Source organism: Streptomyces sp. CA-251247, from assembly GCF_050952975.1.
Taxonomy (GTDB): Bacteria; Actinomycetota; Actinomycetes; order Streptomycetales; family Streptomycetaceae; genus Streptomyces; species Streptomyces achmelvichensis.
Genome location: NZ_CP191861.1, coordinates 4,583,364 through 4,601,286, shown reverse-complemented (window position 1 = coordinate 4,601,286; position 17,923 = coordinate 4,583,364). Strand labels below are relative to the sequence as shown.

General features: G+C 72.1%; 16 protein-coding genes. 6 read left to right on the top strand and 10 right to left on the bottom strand.

Going from position 1 to position 17,923, the window contains the following annotated elements; genetic code table 11:
* Window positions 1-177: 177 nt before the first annotated feature.
* On the bottom strand, window positions 178-1,110 hold the full coding sequence (locus tag ACQPWZ_RS20350) for a L,D-transpeptidase (RefSeq protein ID WP_383242822.1): 933 nt from the start codon (window positions 1,108-1,110) through the stop codon (window positions 178-180).
* A 139-nt stretch (window positions 1,111-1,249) separates the two neighbouring features.
* Here ACQPWZ_RS20350 and ACQPWZ_RS20345 point away from each other — a divergent pair, with 139 nt between their 5' ends.
* Window positions 1,250-1,756 (top strand): SigE family RNA polymerase sigma factor, encoded by a 507-nt coding sequence (locus ACQPWZ_RS20345; protein WP_384444554.1) that lies wholly within the window; start codon window positions 1,250-1,252, stop codon window positions 1,754-1,756.
* Window positions 1,749-2,378, top strand: a complete 630-nt coding sequence (locus ACQPWZ_RS20340) for a hypothetical protein (protein ID WP_433572059.1) — start codon at window positions 1,749-1,751, stop codon at window positions 2,376-2,378. The genes ACQPWZ_RS20345 and ACQPWZ_RS20340 overlap by 8 nt, the downstream gene beginning before the upstream one ends.
* 5 nt (window positions 2,379-2,383) lie before the next feature.
* Here the strand turns inward: ACQPWZ_RS20340 and ACQPWZ_RS20335 are convergent, their stop codons facing one another.
* Complete coding sequence (locus ACQPWZ_RS20335) at window positions 2,384-3,121, bottom strand: ABC transporter permease (RefSeq protein ID WP_313944906.1); 738 nt, start codon at window positions 3,119-3,121, stop codon at window positions 2,384-2,386.
* Window positions 3,118-3,933 (bottom strand): ABC transporter ATP-binding protein, encoded by an 816-nt coding sequence (locus ACQPWZ_RS20330; protein WP_433572058.1) that lies wholly within the window; start codon window positions 3,931-3,933, stop codon window positions 3,118-3,120. Before ACQPWZ_RS20330 ends, ACQPWZ_RS20335 begins: the two co-directional genes overlap by 4 nt.
* 127 nt (window positions 3,934-4,060) lie before the next feature.
* Between ACQPWZ_RS20330 and ACQPWZ_RS20325 the strand changes: the two genes are divergently transcribed.
* A complete protein-coding gene (locus ACQPWZ_RS20325) occupies window positions 4,061-4,522 on the top strand; it encodes a hypothetical protein (protein ID WP_313944908.1) in 462 nt (153 codons plus the stop codon).
* Window positions 4,523-4,623: 101 nt separating this feature from the next.
* On the opposite strand, the gene ACQPWZ_RS20320 is transcribed toward ACQPWZ_RS20325, so the two are convergent.
* Both ACQPWZ_RS20320 and ACQPWZ_RS20315 read right to left on the bottom strand, forming a co-directional pair.
* On the bottom strand, window positions 4,624-5,136 hold the full coding sequence (locus ACQPWZ_RS20320) for a hypothetical protein (protein ID WP_433573844.1): 513 nt from the start codon (window positions 5,134-5,136) through the stop codon (window positions 4,624-4,626).
* Between the two features lie 72 nt (window positions 5,137-5,208).
* Window positions 5,209-5,565 (bottom strand): hypothetical protein, encoded by a 357-nt coding sequence (locus tag ACQPWZ_RS20315; RefSeq protein WP_340477942.1) that lies wholly within the window; start codon window positions 5,563-5,565, stop codon window positions 5,209-5,211.
* A gap of 231 nt (window positions 5,566-5,796) precedes the next feature.
* Here ACQPWZ_RS20315 and ACQPWZ_RS20310 point away from each other — a divergent pair, with 231 nt between their 5' ends.
* Entirely contained in the window at window positions 5,797-7,935 is a 2,139-nt protein-coding gene (locus tag ACQPWZ_RS20310) for a serine/threonine-protein kinase (protein ID WP_433572057.1), read from the top strand.
* Window positions 7,936-8,286: 351 nt separating this feature from the next.
* Here the strand turns inward: ACQPWZ_RS20310 and ilvD are convergent, their stop codons facing one another.
* From ilvD to ACQPWZ_RS20290, 4 genes are all read right to left on the bottom strand, one after another.
* Window positions 8,287-10,137, bottom strand: coding sequence for a dihydroxy-acid dehydratase (ilvD, locus tag ACQPWZ_RS20305; RefSeq protein ID WP_433572056.1), 1,851 nt, complete (start codon window positions 10,135-10,137; stop codon window positions 8,287-8,289).
* Between the two features lie 93 nt (window positions 10,138-10,230).
* Window positions 10,231-10,845 (bottom strand): TetR family transcriptional regulator, encoded by a 615-nt coding sequence (locus tag ACQPWZ_RS20300; protein ID WP_340474527.1) that lies wholly within the window; start codon window positions 10,843-10,845, stop codon window positions 10,231-10,233.
* The gene (locus tag ACQPWZ_RS20295; protein WP_313944912.1) at window positions 10,842-11,672 is read right to left on the bottom strand and encodes a sugar phosphate isomerase/epimerase family protein; all 831 of its coding nucleotides are present in this window, start codon (window positions 11,670-11,672) and stop codon (window positions 10,842-10,844) included. The genes ACQPWZ_RS20300 and ACQPWZ_RS20295 overlap by 4 nt, the downstream gene beginning before the upstream one ends.
* A gap of 22 nt (window positions 11,673-11,694) precedes the next feature.
* Complete coding sequence (locus ACQPWZ_RS20290; RefSeq protein WP_433572055.1) at window positions 11,695-12,627, bottom strand: Ppx/GppA family phosphatase; 933 nt, start codon at window positions 12,625-12,627, stop codon at window positions 11,695-11,697.
* A 40-nt stretch (window positions 12,628-12,667) separates the two neighbouring features.
* On the opposite strand from ACQPWZ_RS20290, the gene ACQPWZ_RS20285 reads away from it, so the two are divergent.
* A complete protein-coding gene (locus ACQPWZ_RS20285) occupies window positions 12,668-13,471 on the top strand; it encodes a hypothetical protein (RefSeq protein WP_433572054.1) in 804 nt (267 codons plus the stop codon).
* A gap of 1,107 nt (window positions 13,472-14,578) precedes the next feature.
* On the opposite strand, the gene ACQPWZ_RS20280 is transcribed toward ACQPWZ_RS20285, so the two are convergent.
* Window positions 14,579-16,234: a BACON domain-containing protein gene (locus ACQPWZ_RS20280; RefSeq protein WP_356706063.1), complete on the bottom strand. Its 1,656-nt coding sequence runs from the start codon at window positions 16,232-16,234 to the stop codon at window positions 14,579-14,581.
* Window positions 16,235-16,468: 234 nt separating this feature from the next.
* Between ACQPWZ_RS20280 and radA the strand changes: the two genes are divergently transcribed.
* The gene (gene radA / locus ACQPWZ_RS20275; protein ID WP_340474523.1) at window positions 16,469-17,923 is read left to right on the top strand and encodes a DNA repair protein RadA; all 1,455 of its coding nucleotides are present in this window, start codon (window positions 16,469-16,471) and stop codon (window positions 17,921-17,923) included.

Genomic DNA, 17,923 nt, shown 5'->3' with positions numbered 1-17,923 from the left:
CCGGGGGCGTGCCGGCGCCGGGGCGTCCGAGGGGCGGTACGGGTGGTGAGCCCCGTACCGCGCCCCCGGACGCCGGTCCGTTCGGCGCCCGGTCTCTTCGGCGCGCGGTCTCTTCGGCGCGCGGTTCCTTCGGCGTCCGGTTCCTTCGGCGTCCGGTCAGGAGGCGATCAGGTCCGGTCAGGCGTTGAGGGCGCTGCGGGAGCGCCACTCGCTCCAGGAGAGGTTCCAGTCGCCGTAGCCGTTGCCGGGGTCCACCTGGTCCTTGGAGTTCACGACGCGGACGACGTCGCCGGGGATGACCTGCTCGTAGAACCTGCGGGCGGTGCCGTCGTCGGCGAGGCCGACGCAGCCGTGGGTGACGTTGGCTTCGCCTGCGTAGACGTTCGCCCGCTTGTTCTCGTGGAGGTAGGTGCCCGACGTGGTCAGGTGGACGGCGTAGCCGTACCAGCCGCGGTAGGGGTCGGCGATGTTGACCGTGCGGGAGTCCATGAGGACCTTGCGCTGCTTGTCGAGGACGACCATGGTGCCGTTCCACGTGTCGTAGGGCGGGCGGCCCGCGGTGATCGGGATCTTCTGCGTGGGGGCGCCGTCCTTGACGACCGTCATCCGGTGGGTGCGCACGTCGACCGTGGCCACCAGGGAGCGGGCGATGGTGAAGGACCGGGAGATCTCGGGGCCGGCCTGGACGCTGACCTCGGTGTCCGGCTTCCAGAACGTACGGGGGCGGAAGTCGACCCGCTGGCCCAGGTGGTGGTTGTGGTCCTTGATCCAGGCCCAGGCGCCGTCGACACCGGGGTCGGCGGTGACCTTGAGCTGCCGTTCCACATCGGCGCGCTCGGCCCGGGGCACGGGCCGGCCGAAGGTCACCGATATGGGCATGCCGACGCCGACGCGTGCGCCGTCGGTGATGTTGACGGAGGCCTCGGCGAGGTGGCCGAGGGTGGTGGGCGACACCGGGGTCGCCGTGGGCTTCGGCTTCGCGGGGGCGGAAGCTGTGGCTTCGGGGCGCTCGGCGGCGGCCGCGTCCGGCAGTACGCCGGTGTCCGAGCAGCCGGTGAGCGCGAGTGCGCAGGTCATAGCGAGTACGGCGGCGGCGATGTGTCGTCGCATGAGTTTCCTCCCCCTGTGCCGGCTGGTCATCAGCCGGAGCGTGTCCGGTTTCTGTACGCACGGCGGGAGGGCTCGGGTTGCACGTCGGGAAGACGGTTTTCCGTGGAACCACGGAGGGGTGAGGGCTGTCCTATCGCTCGTGACCGAGGAGGAGTTCGACACCTTCTACGCGACCGCTTTCCCCCGGTTGGTGGGGCAGCTGTACGCGCTGACGGGTGATCACGGCGAGGCGCAGGATGTCGTCCAGGAGGCGTTCGTCCGTGCCTGGGACCGTCGTGCCTCCTTGCTGGTGGACGAGGCTCCCGAGGCGTGGATCCGTACGGTCGCGATGCGGCTCGCGGTGAGCCGGTGGCGCCGGGCGAAGCGGTGGGTGGAGCTGGTGCGCCACCAGGCGCCTGCGGACCGGGTGCCGGGCCCCGGTCCGGAACACACCATGCTGGTGCAGGCGTTGCGGCAGCTGCCGGAGCCGCAGCGGCACGCGGTGGTACTGCATCATCTGTGCGATCTGAGCGTCGAGCAGATCGCGGCCGAGACGGGGTCCCCGACGGGGACCGTCAAGGCCCGGCTGTCGCGTGGGCGTGCCGCTCTCGCCAAACTGTTGTCTCCGGGTGAGCCCGCGGACGAGAGGGAGGGCAGCCGTGTCTGAGCACGAGCCGGACGAGCTGGGTTCCGCGCTGCGGGTGCTGGCCGCCGACGCTTCGGTGCCGCCGACGCTGTCGGGCGGGCAGATCCGGCGGCGCGGTGAGGCGCGCGGGCGACGCCGGCGGGCTCTCGTGGCGACGGCCGCGGTCGTGGTGCTGGGCACGGGTGCCGCGGTGGGGGTGCCGTGGGTGATGGACGGGAGCAAGGAGGGCCGGCGGCCGGTGGCGATCGATCCGTCGATCCCGTCGTCGGCTCCCGTGTTTGTGTACGCCCCTCCCCGCATCGACATCCGTACGAAGGTGCTGACGCTCCGGCCGGCCGGTGAGAAGGCCCGGTCCTTCCGTCTGACGATGAGTGACGACGTCACCGCGGGCAAGGCGAAGGTCGCGTTCAAGAATCCGAAGATGAAGCTCCCTGCGTTGCTGTCGACCCCGCCGGAGACCGCGTACGAGGTCGAGGTGAGCTGGGCGGTGAATCTCTCGCTGCCGAACGGTGAGGCGCTGTATCTGGTCGCGGACCACGTCTCGGGCATCCGCATGCACCCGAGCGTGCTGCGGATGCCGGCCGCCGATGCCAAGTGGGTCTACGACCGGCTGAAGGTCGGCGACACCGTCACTCTGACGTAGGAGCGTCAGGCCGTACGGCGGCGCAGCGTGGCCGCGCCGAGTGCCAGCACCAGGACCGCGCAGGCCGCCACGATCAGCACGTCGCGGATGAAGTCGCCGGTGGCGTCCGGGTGGTGCAGGACCTCGGTCATGGCGTCGACGGCGTACGACATGGGCAGGACGTTCGAGATTCCTTCCAGGACGGGCTGCATCTGGTCGCGCGCGGTGAACAGACCGCAGAGCAGCAGCTGCGGGAAGATCACCGCCGGCATGAACTGCACCGCCTGGAATTCGGAGGCGGCGAAGGCCGAGACGAAGAGGCCCAGTGCCGTGCCGAGCAGGGCGTCGAGCAGCGCGACGAGGAGCAGCAGCCAGGGCGAGCCGACGACGTCCAGGCCCAGCACCCACAGCGCGAGGCCGGTGGCGAGGAGGGACTGGACGACGGCGACGAGGCCGAAGGCCAGGGCGTAGCCGGCGATCAGATCACCCTTGCCGAGCGGCATGGCGAGCAGTCGTTCCAGGGTTCCTGAGGTGCGCTCGCGGAGGGTCGCGATGGAGGCCACCAGGAACATCGTGATGAGCGGGAAGATGCCGAGCAGCGAGGCGCCGATGGAGTCGAAGGTCCGCTCGCTGCCGTCGAAGACGTAGCGCAGCAGGAAGAGCATCACGCACGGGACGAGGACCATCAGGGCGATGGACCGGCGGTCGTGGCGCAGTTGGCGCAGGACGCGGCCGGCGGTGGCGAGGGTGCGGGCGGTGCTCATCGGGCGTTCTCCTGGATGGCGTCGGTCTGTGCGGTCCCCTGCCGGGCGTCACCGGCGGGCCCACGGGCGTCGGCCTGGTCGACCAGATGCAGGAAGGCGGCCTCGACCGTCTCGGAACGGGTACGGAACCGCAGGTCGTCGGGGGTGTCCTCGGCGAGGATCTCGCCTTCGCGCATGAGCAGGAGGCGGTGGCAGCGTTCGGCCTCGTCCATCACATGGGAGGAGACGAGGATCGTCGTGCCGCGTTCGTCGGCGAGGCGATGGAAGAGGTCCCACAGATCGCGGCGCAGGACGGGGTCGAGGCCGACGGTCGGTTCGTCGAGCACCAGCAGTTCGGGGGTGCCGAGGAGGGCGACGGCGAGCGAGACGCGGCTGCGCTGGCCGCCGGAGAGCCGTCCGGCGAGGGAGTCGGCGTGGGAGACGAGGTCGACGTCGGCGATGGCCCGGCCGACGTGCTCATGGCGGGCGTCGCGGTGCCGGCGCCCGGGTTCCAGGACGGAGGCGAAGTACTCCAGGTTCTGGCGCACCGTCAGGTCGTCGTAGACCGACGGTGCCTGGGTGACGTAGCCGATGCGGGAGCGGAGGGCCGCGTCGCCCGCGGGCCTGCCGAGGACGTCGAGCGTGCCGGTGACGTGAGCCTGTGTTCCGACGAGTGCGCGCATGAGAGTCGATTTGCCGCAGCCGGACGGTCCCAGAAGGCCGGTGATCCGGCCGGGCGTGACGGTGAAGTCGATACCGCGCAGGACGGTGCGGTCCCCTCGTACGACGGTGAGGCCGCGGGCCAGTACGGCAACCCCAGAAGAATTCATCATGTGATGAATAATGCTCGCGGCAGTGCCCTCCGTCAAGAGACCGGGAGCGGCCGCCACCGAGAGATGGGGGGCGGGTCAGGGCGATCCCTTATGGCGATTCGGGGGAAGGGCGGACGACCGTGGGCATATGAGCCACAACAGTGAGATCTCCAGGGCCGAGCAGCGGCGGCTCGCCGTCGCCTCGGCGACACTCGGGCCGTGGCGTGCGGCAGCGGCGGTCGGCGGACTGGGCGGCGGTGTCGCGCTCGCGCTGGGCGCGATCAGCGACGGCATCGGGCTCGGCCTGGTGGCCGGCTCGCTGTCGGTCGGGCTGATGCTCTTCTTCATGGTCGGCGGGGCGGGCGCGGTGCTCGGCGGCCGACCGGAGACGGGCCATCCGTCCGACCGGCGGATACGGCGCTGGGCTGCGGCCCACCCGTGGCGGGTCGCCGTCGTGCCCGGCGCGCTGATGGCGGCCACCGATGTGGTGGTGCATCAGGCGCTCACGTCACAGGGGTTCTTCTCCGGCGTCTGGGACAGCCTGTGGAGGGGCCTGCTGGTGACGGGAGTCGTGGGACTGGTGGGGCGGTTCTCGCACCGGAAGGGGTGAGGAAGCGGGCGGGCCCGCTGGAAACGTGCGGCTGACCGCCGGGGCCCCTGCGTGGCGGCCTCCTGCCGGCACGGCCGCGTACTGCCTGTGCGCCTTCGCCCCTACCGGCGGCGGGGCTTGCCGCCCTTGCTCTTGCGGGCGGCAGGGTTACCGGTGCGCGTGGCGCGGCGCTTCTCGTACTGGGCGCGGGCCGTCTCGTACTCCTCGCGGTGCAGCTTCTCGCCCGGCGCCTCGACGAGCGAGCGGAGGAAGTACGCCAGGAGGACGCCGACGAAGCCGATCGCCCGGAGGCTGCGCAGCGCGTCCGGGGTGGCCGCGCCGGTGGGCCGGCTGCTGAAGCCCTCCCACGTCTTGCGGAACGCGATGGCGCTGCAGACCGCGAACATGACGACGACCAGCATGTTCACGAAGCCGCCGACCGCGGCGATCTCGAGGCCCTGGTAGGCGAACCGCAGCACCAGACAGGCGGCGACGGCGGCGAACAGCGAACCGGCGGCCGCGCCGACCCGGCGCAGCCCGTAGCCCCCGTCGTGGCAGACCCAGGTCGTGCCGAAGAAACGGATGGGCTCGGGCTGCGGACCGGCGCCGGCCTGCACACTGCTGTCATCCTGCATGCCGCCGCCGGTCTGCACGCTGCTGTCGCTCTGCTCGCTCACGAGGTCGATTATCCCCTCGGATCCGCGCGGTCAGGAGCAGCGGATGGTCACATATCCGTCGCTGCCAGTCCGTACATAGGCGTCGGAGACGAACTGGCCGTTGGCGATGTTGTCCCAGAGGTTGGTGGTGCCGTAGGGGCCGCTGATCCGCTCCCCCGGCTTCTGGCAGTTGATCGGGACGCTGGCGCCGAGCGGCAGCACCTTCACGAGGCGGTAGTTCGTGCCGGGGCCGCTGCGGACGTTCACACGGTGGCCGGGCGCGACCGGGTAGCGCTTGGCGGACCGGGCACCGGCCGCGTCCCCTTCGGCGTCCGCCTCCGCGTCCGCGTCTGCTTCCGGTGCCGACGGCGCCTCCGGCGCTTCCGTGCCGAGCGCGCCGAGGCTCACGACCGTGTCGAGGCCGGCGACCGCCGTGGTGGTGGTGTCCGACGGCGTCTCGGCAAGATCATCGATTTCAGGACGTACTTCCTCAAGTGCCATGAAAATATCCCCCGTTGCTGTATGTGCACTGTTCGGGCACTGTACGCCGCGCAGGCTAACAAGCCACACCTGTATCGCACGCACCATCGACTAGGCTCCGTGAGTCGCGCGTGCGCACCACGAACACGGGGGTGGGAGATGCCACCGCTGCGCAGCACCGGGCAGTCGCCGGAAGCGGAGCATCCGGAGTATGCCGGGCAGTACCGCCTCGAGGGATGCCTCGGAACAGGCGGCATGGGGGTGGTACATCTGGCCACATCCGCATCCGGGCTGCGGCTCGCCGTCAAGGTCATCCATGCCGAGCATGCGTCCGACCCGGAGTTCAGGGCCCGCTTCCGCCAGGAGGTCGCCGCCGCCCGCAGGGTCAGCGGTGCCTTCACCGCGCCCGTCGTGGACGCCGACCCGGAGGCCGAACGGCCGTGGATGGCCACGCTGTTCATCGACGGGCCCACCCTCGCCGAGCAGGTGAAGCGGAACGGTCCGCTGAGCGCAGACGAGCTGCGCAGGGCCGGGGCCGGACTCGCCGAGGCACTGCGCGACATCCATCGCGCCGGTGTGGTGCACCGCGATCTCAAGCCGAGCAATGTGCTGCTCGCGCCCGACGGACCGAAGGTGATCGACTTCGGGATCTCCCGACCCTCGGACAGCGATCTGCGGACGGAGACCGGGAAGCTGATCGGCACGCCGCCGTTCATGGCCCCCGAGCAGTTCCAGCGGCCGCGCGAGGTCGGCCCCGCCGCGGACGTGTTCGCGATGGGCGCGGTGCTGGTGCACGCGGCGACCGGACGCGGGCCTTTCGACTCCGACAGCCACTACATCGTCGCGTACCAGGTGGTGCACAACGAACCCGAACTGGCGGGGGTGCCGACCGATCTCGTACCGCTGTTCCGGCGTTGCCTGGCGAAGGATCCGGCGGACCGGCCGACGCCGTACGAGGTGATGGTCGCGCTGCGGGAGTCCTCGCCCTCCTCGTCGTGCGACACCCAGGCGTACATTCCGGGGCCGCGCACCCCGGACCCCCGCGAGAGCGCGCCGCAGGTCGCGGACGGGGTGCCGCCGAGCGCGGACGAGCGGCCGGAGGCTCGGCGGCCCGGCCGCAGGCTGCGGTGGGCGGCCGCGGGCCTGGCGGTGCTGGTCACGGCCGGGATCGCCGTCGTGAACGCCGTGGCGGACGACGACCCGTCGCCGCCGGTGTCCACCACGCCCCGCGCGGAGCAGGCCTTCCGGGCCTGGAGTGTGCCGCTGGCCGGCGGTGACGCGGAGAACAAGACCCCGGCGTGCGGTGCGGCAGGCGGCCTTCTGTACTGCGCGGCTCCCGGCATCAGGGCCGCTCGTCTCGACCCCGCCGACGGCACGAAGGACTGGTCGCTGCCGGCCGGCAAGGCGTCCGCACAGACCGACGAGGGCATGACGCCCGTGGCCGCGGGCGGGCTGCTGCACGTCGTCGCACCCGGCGGGGACCGTCTCTACGCGCTCGACCCGGCATCAGGTGCGGTACGGCGGCAGACCGACATCTCCCGGTACTCGACCGTGCGGTACGCCGGTGACGTGGTGATGCTGGTGACCGACAGCGGACTGGTGCGGGCGGTCGACGCCGCGACGGGTGCGGAACGCTGGACCCGCAAGCGCGGCGGTGTCGGCACCCAGTGGGTCTCGTCGCCGGGCGCGAAGGGCCCGGCGATGTCCGCGACCCCGTCGGCGGACGGGACGTCCACGCTGGTGGCCGCGGTCGACCCGGCGAGCGGCGACCAGCTGTGGGAGAAGCGGATCAAGGGGTCGCTGACGCCGGTCCAGACCGTGGACGGCGTCCTGTACCTGCTCTCCGCCGACCTCGACGGCTTCACGGACGCGGTCGTACGGGTGGGGGTGGGGGCCGGCGAGAACCGCACGGTCCGCCGTGTGCCGCTGGGCGCCCCGGTCGACCAGGCGCAGGCGTCGGTCCACGGCGGCTCGGTCTACGTGAGCGGGTCAGGCGGTTCGCTGCTCGCGGTCGGCGAGAAGGGGGTGCGGTGGCGGCTGGAGACGGCGGTGACGCATCTGTCGCGTCCGGCCGCGGACGGGCGCGGGGTGTACGTCTCGGCCGGGGACGGGCGACTGCTGGCGGTGGACGCGGCACGCGGGGTACTGACCGGTCAGACGAAACCGCGGATGGACGACGGGCGGTTCACGTTCGCCTCCGCCCTGCCGGCGCCGGTCGTGATGGCGGGTCGGGTGTTCGCGACGGCGCCGGACGGGTCGGTGTTCGGGGTGAAGGCGGGGGACGCGGGGCGGTGGTGAGGGGCCTGCGGCCGTGTCCTCGAACGCCGGACGGGCTGGAGTAGCTCTCCGCGGCGCCGGATCAGCCGAGGCGGCAGAACGCGAGCCGGCCGCGGCCTGGCATGCGGTTGTCGGCATCACCCGCGTACGGCCACAGACCCGCCGTGACGGTGCACGGCCTGCGGCCGCGCCTTCGAACGCCGGACGGGCTGAGATGGCTCGCCCCGCACTGCGGGTTCAGCCCGGTCGGAAGACGTTCCGGACCCTCAAACGCCGGACGGGCCGGAATGGCGCGCCCGGCCCGCGCTGAGGCAGAAGACGTCCTCCCGAACCGGGGCGGGGCGGGCTGAAGTGCCCGCCCGGCACCCAGACTCAGCCGAGGCGCGAGACGTCCCGGACCGCGCCCTTGTCCGCGCTGGTCGCCATCGCCGCGTACGCCCGCAGCGCCGCCGACACCTTCCGTTCGCGCTTCTTCGGCGCGTACGTGCCGGCCAGGGCCTCGCGGCGGGACGACAGTTCCTCGTCCGTGACCAGCAGGTCGATCGTGCGGTTCGGGATGTCGATGCGGATGCGGTCGCCGTCCTCGACGAGCGCGATCGTGCCGCCCGACGCCGCCTCGGGTGAGGCGTGGCCGATCGACAGGCCCGAGGTGCCGCCCGAGAACCGGCCGTCCGTCACCAGCGCGCAGGCCTTGCCCAGGCCGCGGCCCTTCAGGAACGACGTCGGGTAGAGCATCTCCTGCATACCCGGGCCGCCCTTGGGGCCCTCGTAGCGGATGACGACGACGTCGCCCTCCTTGATCTGCTTGGTGAGGATCTTGTCGACCGCGTCTTCCTGCGACTCGCAGACGACGGCCGGGCCCTCGAAGGTCCAGATCGACTCGTCCACGCCGGCGGTCTTCACGACACAGCCGTCGACAGCGAGATTCCCCTTCAGCACGGCGAGACCGCCGTCCAGCGAGTACGCGTGCTCCAGGTCGCGGATGCAGCCGCCGGCCGCGTCGACGTCCAGCGAATCCCACCGCTCGGACTGCGAAAAGGCCTCCGCGGAACGCTTGCAGCCCGGTGCCGCGTGCCACATTTCGACCGCTTCCTCGGACGGGGAGCCGCCGCGCACGTCCCAGGTGCCGAGCCATTCCTTGATGCCCGGGGAGTGGACGGTGTGCACGTCCTCGTTGAGCAGGCCCGCCCGGTACAGCTCGCCGAGGATCGCCGGGATGCCGCCGGCGCGGTGCACGTCCTCCATGTAGTACGTGCCGCCGGGCGCGACGTTCGGCGCCACCTTGGCCAGACAGGGCACACGCCGCGAGACGTCGTTGATGTCGTCGAGGTCGTAGTCCAGCTCGGCCTCCTGCGCGGCGGCGAGCAGGTGCAGGATCGTGTTGGTCGAGCCGCCCATGGCGATGTCGAGCGCCATGGCGTTGTCGAAGGCCGCGCGGGTGGCGATGTTGCGCGGCAGGACGCTCGCGTCGTCCTCGGTGTAGTACCGCTTGGTGATGTCGACGACCGTGCGGGCGGCGTTCTCGTACAGCGCGCGGCGGGCCGTGTGGGTGGCGAGCACCGAGCCGTTGCCCGGCAGGGAGAGGCCGATCGCCTCGGTCAGGCAGTTCATCGAGTTGGCGGTGAACATGCCGGAACACGAGCCGCAGGTCGGACAGGCGTTCTCCTCGATACGGAGGATGTCCTCGTCCGAGACGTTCTCGTTGACCGCGTCCGAGATCGCGTTGATCAGGTCCAGCTTGCGGACCGTGCCGTCGACGAGCGTCGCCTTGCCGGCCTCCATCGGGCCGCCGGAGACGAAGACGGTGGGGATGTTGAGGCGCAGGGCGGCCATCAGCATGCCCGGAGTGATCTTGTCGCAGTTGGAGATGCAGATCAGCGCGTCGGCGCAGTGCGCCTCGACCATGTATTCCACGCTGTCGGCGATCAGGTCGCGCGAGGGCAGCGAGTAGAGCATGCCGCCGTGGCCCATCGCGATGCCGTCGTCGACCGCGATCGTGTTGAACTCACGCGGCACCGCGCCCGCCGCCAGGATCGCCTCGGAGACGATCCGGCCGACCGGGGCGAGGTGGGTGTGGCCGGGCACGAACTCGGTGAAGGAGTTGGCGACCGCGACGATCGGCTTGCCGATGTCCGCGCTCGCTACGCCCGACGCCCGCATAAGGGCGCGGGCACCCGCCATGTTGCGGCCGTGAGTGACTGTGCGGGACCTCAGCTCGGGCATCGTCGCTCGCTCCTCAATAGGGGTAGGACTCATTCGAGCGTACGCCGCCGATCCAAGATCTGGACACACCGTCCGCTATGCGGGACGCACGGCTCACGCTTCGGTCAGATACCGCTGCAGCGTGGGAGCCACCATCTCCACGATGGTCTCGGGATCGGCCGAGGCCAGGGGCTCCACCTTGATGACGTAGCGCAGGATCGCGATGCCGATCATGTGCGAGGCCGCGAGCTCCGCGCGGAACTTCGGGTCCGGCACGTCGAGCTCCCCGGCGATCTTCTCCAGCAGCCGCCGCAGCAGGAAGCCGCGCAGTACCGTCGCCGCCGCGTCATGGGTGAGCGCGGAGCGGATGATCGCCAGCAGCGGACCCCGGGTGGCCGGGTTCTCCCACACGCCGATGAAGAAGCGGGCGAGCCGCTCGCCGATGCCGTCGGTGCCCTGTCCCAGGATCACCGGGACGACCAGGCTCGGTTCGAAGGACACCTCGATGGCGGCCGCGAAGACCTCGTCCTTCGTACCGAAGTAATGATGGACCAGGGCCGCGTCCACGTCCGCCGCCCTGGCGATGCCGCGGACGGTCGTCTTGTCGTAGCCGCGTTCCGCGAACTCGGTGCGGGCGGCTTCCAGGATCCGCTCCCGGGCCCCGGGGCCCTCGGCCGCCTCCTTACGGGCCGGGCGGCCGCGGCGCCGGGGCGCCGTCGGGTCCGTCATGAGCCGCGCACTCCCGACGAGGTGGCGGACGCCAGATGCAGCCGGGTGAAGGCGAGGGCCTCCGCGAGGTCGGCCTCGCGTTCGGCCGCGGACATCGCGCGCCGGGTGTTGACCTCGATGACCACATGACCGTCGAAGCCGCCGCGGGCGAGCCGCTCCAGCAGCTCGGCACACGGCTGGTTGCCGCGGCCCGGCACGAGGTGCTCGTCCTTCGCGGACCCCTTGCCGTCGGCCAGGTGCACGTGTCCGAGCCGGTCGCCCATGCGGTCCACCATCGCCATGGTGTCCACGCGGGAGGTCGCGGTGTGCGAGAGGTCGACCGTGAAGTGGCGGTAGTCCTCCTTGGTGACGTCCCAGTCGGGGGCGTACGCGAGCATCTCGCGGTCGCGGTAGCGCCACGGGTACATGTTCTCGACGGCGAAGCGCACATCCGTCTCGTTCGCCATCCGCCAGATACCGCTGACGAAGTCCCGGGCGTACTGGCGCTGCCAGCGGAACGGCGGGTGCACGACGACCGTGGACGCGCCCAGCTTCTCGGCGGCGGCCTGGGCGCGCTGGAGCTTCACCCAGGGGTCGGTGGACCACACCCGCTGCGTGATCAGCAGACACGGGGCGTGGATCGCGTGGACCGGCACCTGGTGATAGTCGGAAAGGCGGCGCAACGCCTCGATGTCCTGACTGACGGGATCGGTCCAGACCATGACCTCGACGCCGTCGTAGCCCAGGCGCGCGGCGATCTCGAAGGCCGTCGCCGTCGACTCCGGATAGACGGAAGCCGTCGACAGGACAACCTTCGCATCCGGGATGCGCACCACTGGTTCTGCCACGGAGACAGGGTACGGGCCCTCACTAGGCGGTGGGGAGATGATCCAGACGCCGCAGGATCACGCCCTCGCGCAGCGCCCAAGGGCAGATCTCCAGCACCTGCGCGCCGAAAAGCTCCATCGCACCCTCCGCGACCAGGGCTCCCGCCAGCAGCTGAGGGGCGCGGCTCTCGGAGACCCCGGGCAGGGCGCAGCGCTGTTCGGCGGTCATCCCGGCGAGTTTCGGGACCCATTCCTGCAACGATTTATGACTTAGTTCACGCTGCACGTACAGACCCTCCGCGGAGCGCGCGGCTCCCGCGATACGGGCCAGCTGCCGGAACGTCTTGGACGTCGCCACGATGTGGTCGGGCTTGCCGAAGCGGCTGAACTCACCCACCGTACGGGCGATTTCAGCACGCACATGGCGACGCAGCGCTCGAACATCCTCGGGGTCCGGCGGATCTCCCGGCAGCCGCCCGGCAGTGAGCCGGCCCGCGCCGAGCGGCAGCGACACCGTGGCGTCGGGCTCCTCGTCGATCCCGTAGGCGATCTCCAGCGAGCCCCCGCCGATGTCGAGGACGAGGAGCTTGCCGGCGGACCAGCCGAACCAGCGGCGAGCGGCCAGAAAGGTGAGCCGCGCCTCTTCCTCGCCGGTGAGCACCGTGAGGTCGACGCCCGTCTCGGCCTTGACCCGGGCCAGCACCAGGTCGGCGTTGGTGGCCTCCCGTACGGCGGAGGTCGCGAAACTCAGCACCTGCTCGCAGCCCTGGTCCTCGGCGGCCTGAGCGGCGGCCGCGACGGTCTCGATCAGCCGGTCCACACCCTCGGGGCCGATGGCGCCCGCCTCGTCCAGCAGCTCGGCGAGCCGCAGCTCCGCCTTGTGCGAGTGGGCGGGCAGCGGACGGGCACCGGGGTGCGCGTCCACCACCAGAAGGTGCACCGTGTTCGAACCGACGTCGAGAACTCCGAGTCTCATGGACTGAACGCTACTGCCGGTGCGCGCATACGCTGGACCTGTGCCAAAGACGAAAAAGGCGAAGCAGGGCAAAGCCCTCCCCCCGAAGAAGATCCAGGCCGACGAGAAGGGTCTGGACTTCGCTCGCGCATGGGTGGAATTCCCTGATCCCGCCGACGACGAGCAGGTGTTCCGCTGTGACCTGACCTGGCTCACCTCCCGCTGGACCTGCATCTTCGGCAGCGGCTGCCAGGGCATCCAGGCGGGCCGCGCGGACGACGGCTGCTGCACGCTCGGGGCGCACTTCTCCGACGAGGACGACGAGAAGCGGGTCGCGGAGCATGTCGCGCGGCTCACGCCGGAGCTGTGGGAGTTCCACGACGTGGGGACCGAGACGGGCTGGGTGGAGGTCGACGACGACGGCGAACGCCAGACGCGCCGCTGGAAGGGCTCGTGCATCTTCCAGAACCGACCGGGATTCGCGGCGGGGATGGGCTGCTCGCTGCACATCCTGGCGCTGCGGGAGGGCCGGGAGCCGCTGGAGACCAAGCCGGACGTGTGCTGGCAGCTGCCGGTGCGCCGTACGTACGAGTGGATCGAGCGCCCGGACGACACGAAGGTGCTCCAGGTCTCGATCGGCGAGTACGACCGCAGGGGCTGGGGCCCGGGGGGCCACGACCTGCACTGGTGGTGCACGTCGGCGACGTCGGCGCACGGGGCGGGGGATCCGGTGTACGTGACGTACGGGCCGGAGCTGACGGAGCTGATGGGCAAGGAGGCGTACGGGGTCCTGACGGAACTGTGCGAGGCGCGGCTGGCTTCGCAACTGCCGTTGGTGGCACCGCATCCGGCGGATCCGAAGTAGGGGGCGGGTTCTTGGGGTGCGGGTTCTTGAGCGGGCGCCGGGGGCTTGGGGCGCGGGCTCTTGAGCCTCGGGCCCTTGTGCGGCGGCGGGTGCCTGGGGCGCGGGGGGCGCGGGCTCTTGAGCCTCGGGCCCTTGTGCGGCGTCGGGTGCTTGAGGCTCGGGTCCTTATACGGCGTCGGGTGCCTGGGCGCGGGTTCTTGAGCCTCAGGCCCTTGTCCGGCGTCGGGTCCGGGGGCCCTCCGGGCTCGACTCCTCGGGGTCGGCGGCGTACAGCTGTGTTGTCTTGGTCACCCGGGTCCTGCCGCCGATCCCCTGCGGGGACGACCCTGCACGCCCCCTCCCGAGCGGTCGAGGACCCCTTCCGCGGCAGCGTAGGACCCGAACCCGTTCGGGGGCCGGGGACCTTGAGCCCCAGGCCCTTGTCCAGCGTCGGGTCCGGGGGCCCTCCGGGCTCGACTCCTCGGGGTCGGCGGCCTACAGCTGTGTTGTCTTGGTCACCCGGGTCCTGCCGCCGATCCCCTGCGGGGACGACCCTGCACGCCCCCTCCCGAGCGGTCGAGGACGCAACTCGCCGGCGCGCCCCCGGAAGCGAACCCGAGCCTGTTCGGCGCAGGTGCCCGGGCCTTCGCGGCGCGTAGCTGCCGCCCTGGGGGGCCTGGGGCGCCAGCCCCACGTGAACCTCGTCTTCTCACCCGCACCGGACAGGTGCGCGGGTCCGGACGGCGCCGTAGCTGCCGCGTTGGCCTGGCCGTGGGCCGCAGCCCTACATGCCCCTTGGTCTTCGCGGCGCGAAGCTGCCGCAGGTGAGGGGGCGTGGGGCGCCAGCCCCACGTGCACCCCTCTCCTCACCCGCACCGGACAGGTGCGCGGGTCCGGACGGCGCGTCGCTGCCGTAGCCAAGGGGGCGTGGGGCGCAGCCCCACCAACGACTTCTCCCCACCCCACCGGACAGGTGGCGTCATCCACCCCGGGCCGGCCTGCAACCGGCAGAACGGGCCCGGCGGCGGGCAGCGGCGCGAAGCTGCCGCAGGTGAGGGGGGCGTGGGGTGACAGCCCCACATGAACCGGTCACCCCCGTCCACCCGCCCCGCGTAAACGCCCGCGCTCTCAGGAGCTCGGTGGGGAGTCCGACAGGGTCGGGTCCGGTGGGGACGAGGGCGGCGGGGTCGGGGACGGGGTCTCCTCCGAGGGCGTCGGGGACGGGGGGTCCGACGGTGGTGGGGTCGAGGGCGGCGTCGGCGGGGGCTCCGATGTCGGGGGGTGCGGCGTCGGCGGGTGGGGGCGGCCGTGGCCGCGGACCGAGATCACCGCTCCGGACGGGTCCACTCCCACCCGCGCGCTCCACGCCCCGACCGGCTCCCGCGCCCGGTCCACCGTCACGTAGATCGTCACCGATTCGCCCGGGCGCAGGGTGCCCGAGGTGTGGCTCACGTAGAGCCAGCGGGCGTTCGTCCAGGCGGACCAGGTGACGGGTGAGCCGCCCGAGGCGCGGAGGGTGATGCGGGTCGTGTCGCCGGAAGGTTCCGCCTCGACCGTGAGGCGGCCCGGGGCCGGCATGCCGGGGCGGGACGGCGGCGGGGGTGTGCCCGCGCTGATGACCTCGACCGAGACGTCCGGCGACGTGGAGGGCGCCGTGAACGGGGACGCCGGTTCGGCCTGGGCGTTGCCCGCGTTCTCGTAGTGGTCGTAGGGCCGGCCCTCCAGCCCCCCGTCCTCCGCGGCGTCGCTCGCGGTGACCGCGGTTGCGCCGTGTTCGCCCTCGCCCGTCACCGGCGCCCCGCGGTACGCCGCCCACAGCGCGAGGACCGGCGCGGCGACGACCGTCGCCACGACGGTGGTGGTCACCGCGCGGGCCCGCAGCCGGTCGCGCCGCGCGGCGTGGTCCTTCGGGTCGAGGGGGAAGCCGCTGGGCCCGAAGCGCGGTGCGGTCGCTCGCGCCCGGGGGACGTGGAGCATCGCGATGTACGCGGCGGCCCGCGGTGCCTCGACCAGGGGCAGCGTGGCCGGGCTGACGGCCGACCCCGGCCACGGCCCGCCCGCGCCGGCCCGTTCGGCGGCGCGGCGGCAGCGGGGGCAGTCGTCGACGTGCCGGACGAGTTCGGTGCGCAGCGCCGCGGAGAGCAGCACCCGGTGGTCGCCGGTGAGACGGGCGACGGAGGGGCAGTTGCCGCTCTCGACCACCGCGAGGGCCGCGCGGGTGCGCTCGACCTCGCAGGCGGCGGCGGCGAGAAGTTCGCGGGCGGCGGTCGCGTCCATACCGAGGACCGCGGCGACCTCACGCGCGCCGAGCCCGTGGCGTACGGCGAGTTCGAGTGCCTCGCGCTGTTCGGGCGTGGTGCCGGCTGCCTCCGGCCAGGCCAGCAGGGCCAGTTCGGAGCGGCGGCGCTCCGCGGCCTCCTCGGAGACCCGGGGCCGCTCCTCGGAGACGGCGGGTCTGCCGGTGTGCGCCCCCTGCCGGCTGCGCCGCTGTTCGGCCAGCCGGCGCAGACACGCCCAGCGCGCCAGCGCGTACAGCCACGCCTTGCGTCCGGGCTCGTCCGCCGGGCTGCGCCCGTACTGCCGCTCCGCCATGGCGAGCACATCACCGAGCAGCGCGGTCGCGGCGTCGTGGTCGCAGAGCACGGAGAGGCAGTAGGTGAACAGGCCGTCGAGGTACGGCTCATAACGCGCGGGCGGCTGTTGCGTGAGGGTGTGGGGCGTGCGCCGGTGCGCCCGTCGTGCGCCGGTGGTGTGGGTGGGTGGTTCCAGCCTGCTGCTCGTCACGCCGTGACCGTAGGCGCAGGAACACACCCACTTCGTACCCCTTGAACACTTTTAATCCTTACGGGTGAACAGTTCGCTCGAAGGGGGACAGGAATCGTTTATTCATCTCGGGACGGACGGGCGTGTGCCGATGGGTTCCGCCGCTGTCCGCGCGGCCGTTCGCGCCCGGTGCGCGGCAGCCCTCCGGGGACGGCGGTGACCTCGTTGTCAGTGGCCCCCGCTACGGTTCACCGCATGGCTGCCCGTACGAAATCCGCGAAGGACCGGCCGTCCTACCGCTGCACCGAGTGCGGCTGGACGACCGCCAAGTGGCTCGGCCGCTGCCCCGAATGCCAGGCCTGGGGCACGATCGAGGAGTACGGCGCGCCCGCCGTCCGCACCACCGCCGCCGGCCGCGTCTCCACCGCCGCGCTGCCCATCGGCCAGGTCGACGGACGACAGGCGACGGCCCGCTCCACCGGGGTGGACGAGCTCGACCGGGTGCTCGGCGGCGGGCTGGTGCCCGGCGCCGTCGTGCTGCTCGCCGGTGAGCCGGGCGTCGGCAAGTCCACCCTGCTGCTGGACGTCGCCGCCAAGGCCGCGAGCGACGAGCACCGGACCCTCTATGTGACGGGCGAGGAGTCGGCGAGCCAGGTCCGGCTGCGCGCCGACCGCATCGGCGCCCTGCACGACCATCTCTATCTGGCGGCCGAGACCGATCTGTCCGCCGTTCTCGGTCACTTGGACGCGGTCAAACCGTCGCTGCTGGTCCTCGACTCCGTCCAGACCGTCGCCTCCCCCGAGATCGACGGCGCGCCCGGCGGCATGGCCCAGGTCCGCGAGGTCGCCGGCGCGCTGATCCGCGCGTCCAAGGAGCGCGGGATGTCCACGATCCTGGTGGGCCATGTCACCAAGGACGGCGCGATCGCCGGACCGCGGCTGCTGGAGCACCTCGTCGACGTCGTGCTCTCCTTCGAGGGCGACCGGCACGCGCGGCTGCGTCTCGTACGGGGCGTCAAGAACCGTTACGGAGCGACGGACGAAGTCGGCTGCTTCGAGCTGCACGACGAGGGCATCACCGGACTCACCGATCCCTCGGGCCTGTTCCTCACCCGCCGGGACGCGCCCGTGCCCGGCACCTGCCTGACGGTCACCCTGGAGGGCCGGCGCCCGCTCGTCGCCGAGGTGCAGGCGCTCACCGTCGACTCGCAGATCCCCTCCCCCCGGCGCACGACCTCGGGTCTGGAGACCTCCCGGGTCTCGATGATGCTCGCCGTCCTGGAGCAGCGCGGCCGCATCACCGCTCTCGGCAAGCGCGACATCTACAGCGCGACGGTCGGCGGCGTGAAGCTGTCGGAGCCCGCGGCGGACCTGGCGATCGCGCTCGCCCTGGCCTCCGCCGCCAGCGACACCCCGCTGCCGAAGAATCTGGTCGCGATCGGCGAGGTCGGCCTCGCGGGCGAGGTGAGACGCGTCACGGGCGTGCAGCGCCGGCTCTCCGAGGCCCACCGTCTCGGCTTCACCCACGCCCTGGTCCCGTCCGACCCGGGCAAGGTGCCCGCGGGCATGAAGGTGACGGAAGTGGCCGATGTGGGAGACGCTCTGAGGGTGCTGCCGCGCGGGCGGCAGAGGGGTTCGGAGGGCGCTCCGGTCACGGCACCGCGCAAAGAGCGTGCCGAGGCCCCACGGGACGACGACACGCGCCGGTAG

What these genes read in the sequence shown, in the direction of transcription:
- ACQPWZ_RS20350 (WP_383242822.1), bottom strand. Translation starts at nt 1,110, where the DNA reads ATGCGACGACACATCGCCGCCGCCGTACTCGCTATGACCTGCGCACTC.
- ACQPWZ_RS20335 (WP_313944906.1), bottom strand. Translation starts at nt 3,121, where the DNA reads ATGAGCACCGCCCGCACCCTCGCCACCGCCGGCCGCGTCCTGCGCCAA.
- ACQPWZ_RS20330 (WP_433572058.1), bottom strand. Translation starts at nt 3,933, where the DNA reads ATGATGAATTCTTCTGGGGTTGCCGTACTGGCCCGCGGCCTCACCGTC.
- ACQPWZ_RS20325 (WP_313944908.1), top strand. Translation starts at nt 4,061, where the DNA reads ATGAGCCACAACAGTGAGATCTCCAGGGCCGAGCAGCGGCGGCTCGCC.
- ACQPWZ_RS20320 (WP_433573844.1), bottom strand. Translation starts at nt 5,136, where the DNA reads ATGCAGGATGACAGCAGTGTGCAGGCCGGCGCCGGTCCGCAGCCCGAG.
- ACQPWZ_RS20310 (WP_433572057.1), top strand. Translation starts at nt 5,797, where the DNA reads ATGCCACCGCTGCGCAGCACCGGGCAGTCGCCGGAAGCGGAGCATCCG.
- ilvD (WP_433572056.1), bottom strand. Translation starts at nt 10,137, where the DNA reads ATGCCCGAGCTGAGGTCCCGCACAGTCACTCACGGCCGCAACATGGCG.
- ACQPWZ_RS20300 (WP_340474527.1), bottom strand. Translation starts at nt 10,845, where the DNA reads ATGACGGACCCGACGGCGCCCCGGCGCCGCGGCCGCCCGGCCCGTAAG.
- ACQPWZ_RS20290 (WP_433572055.1), bottom strand. Translation starts at nt 12,627, where the DNA reads ATGAGACTCGGAGTTCTCGACGTCGGTTCGAACACGGTGCACCTTCTG.
- radA (WP_340474523.1), top strand. Translation starts at nt 16,469, where the DNA reads ATGGCTGCCCGTACGAAATCCGCGAAGGACCGGCCGTCCTACCGCTGC.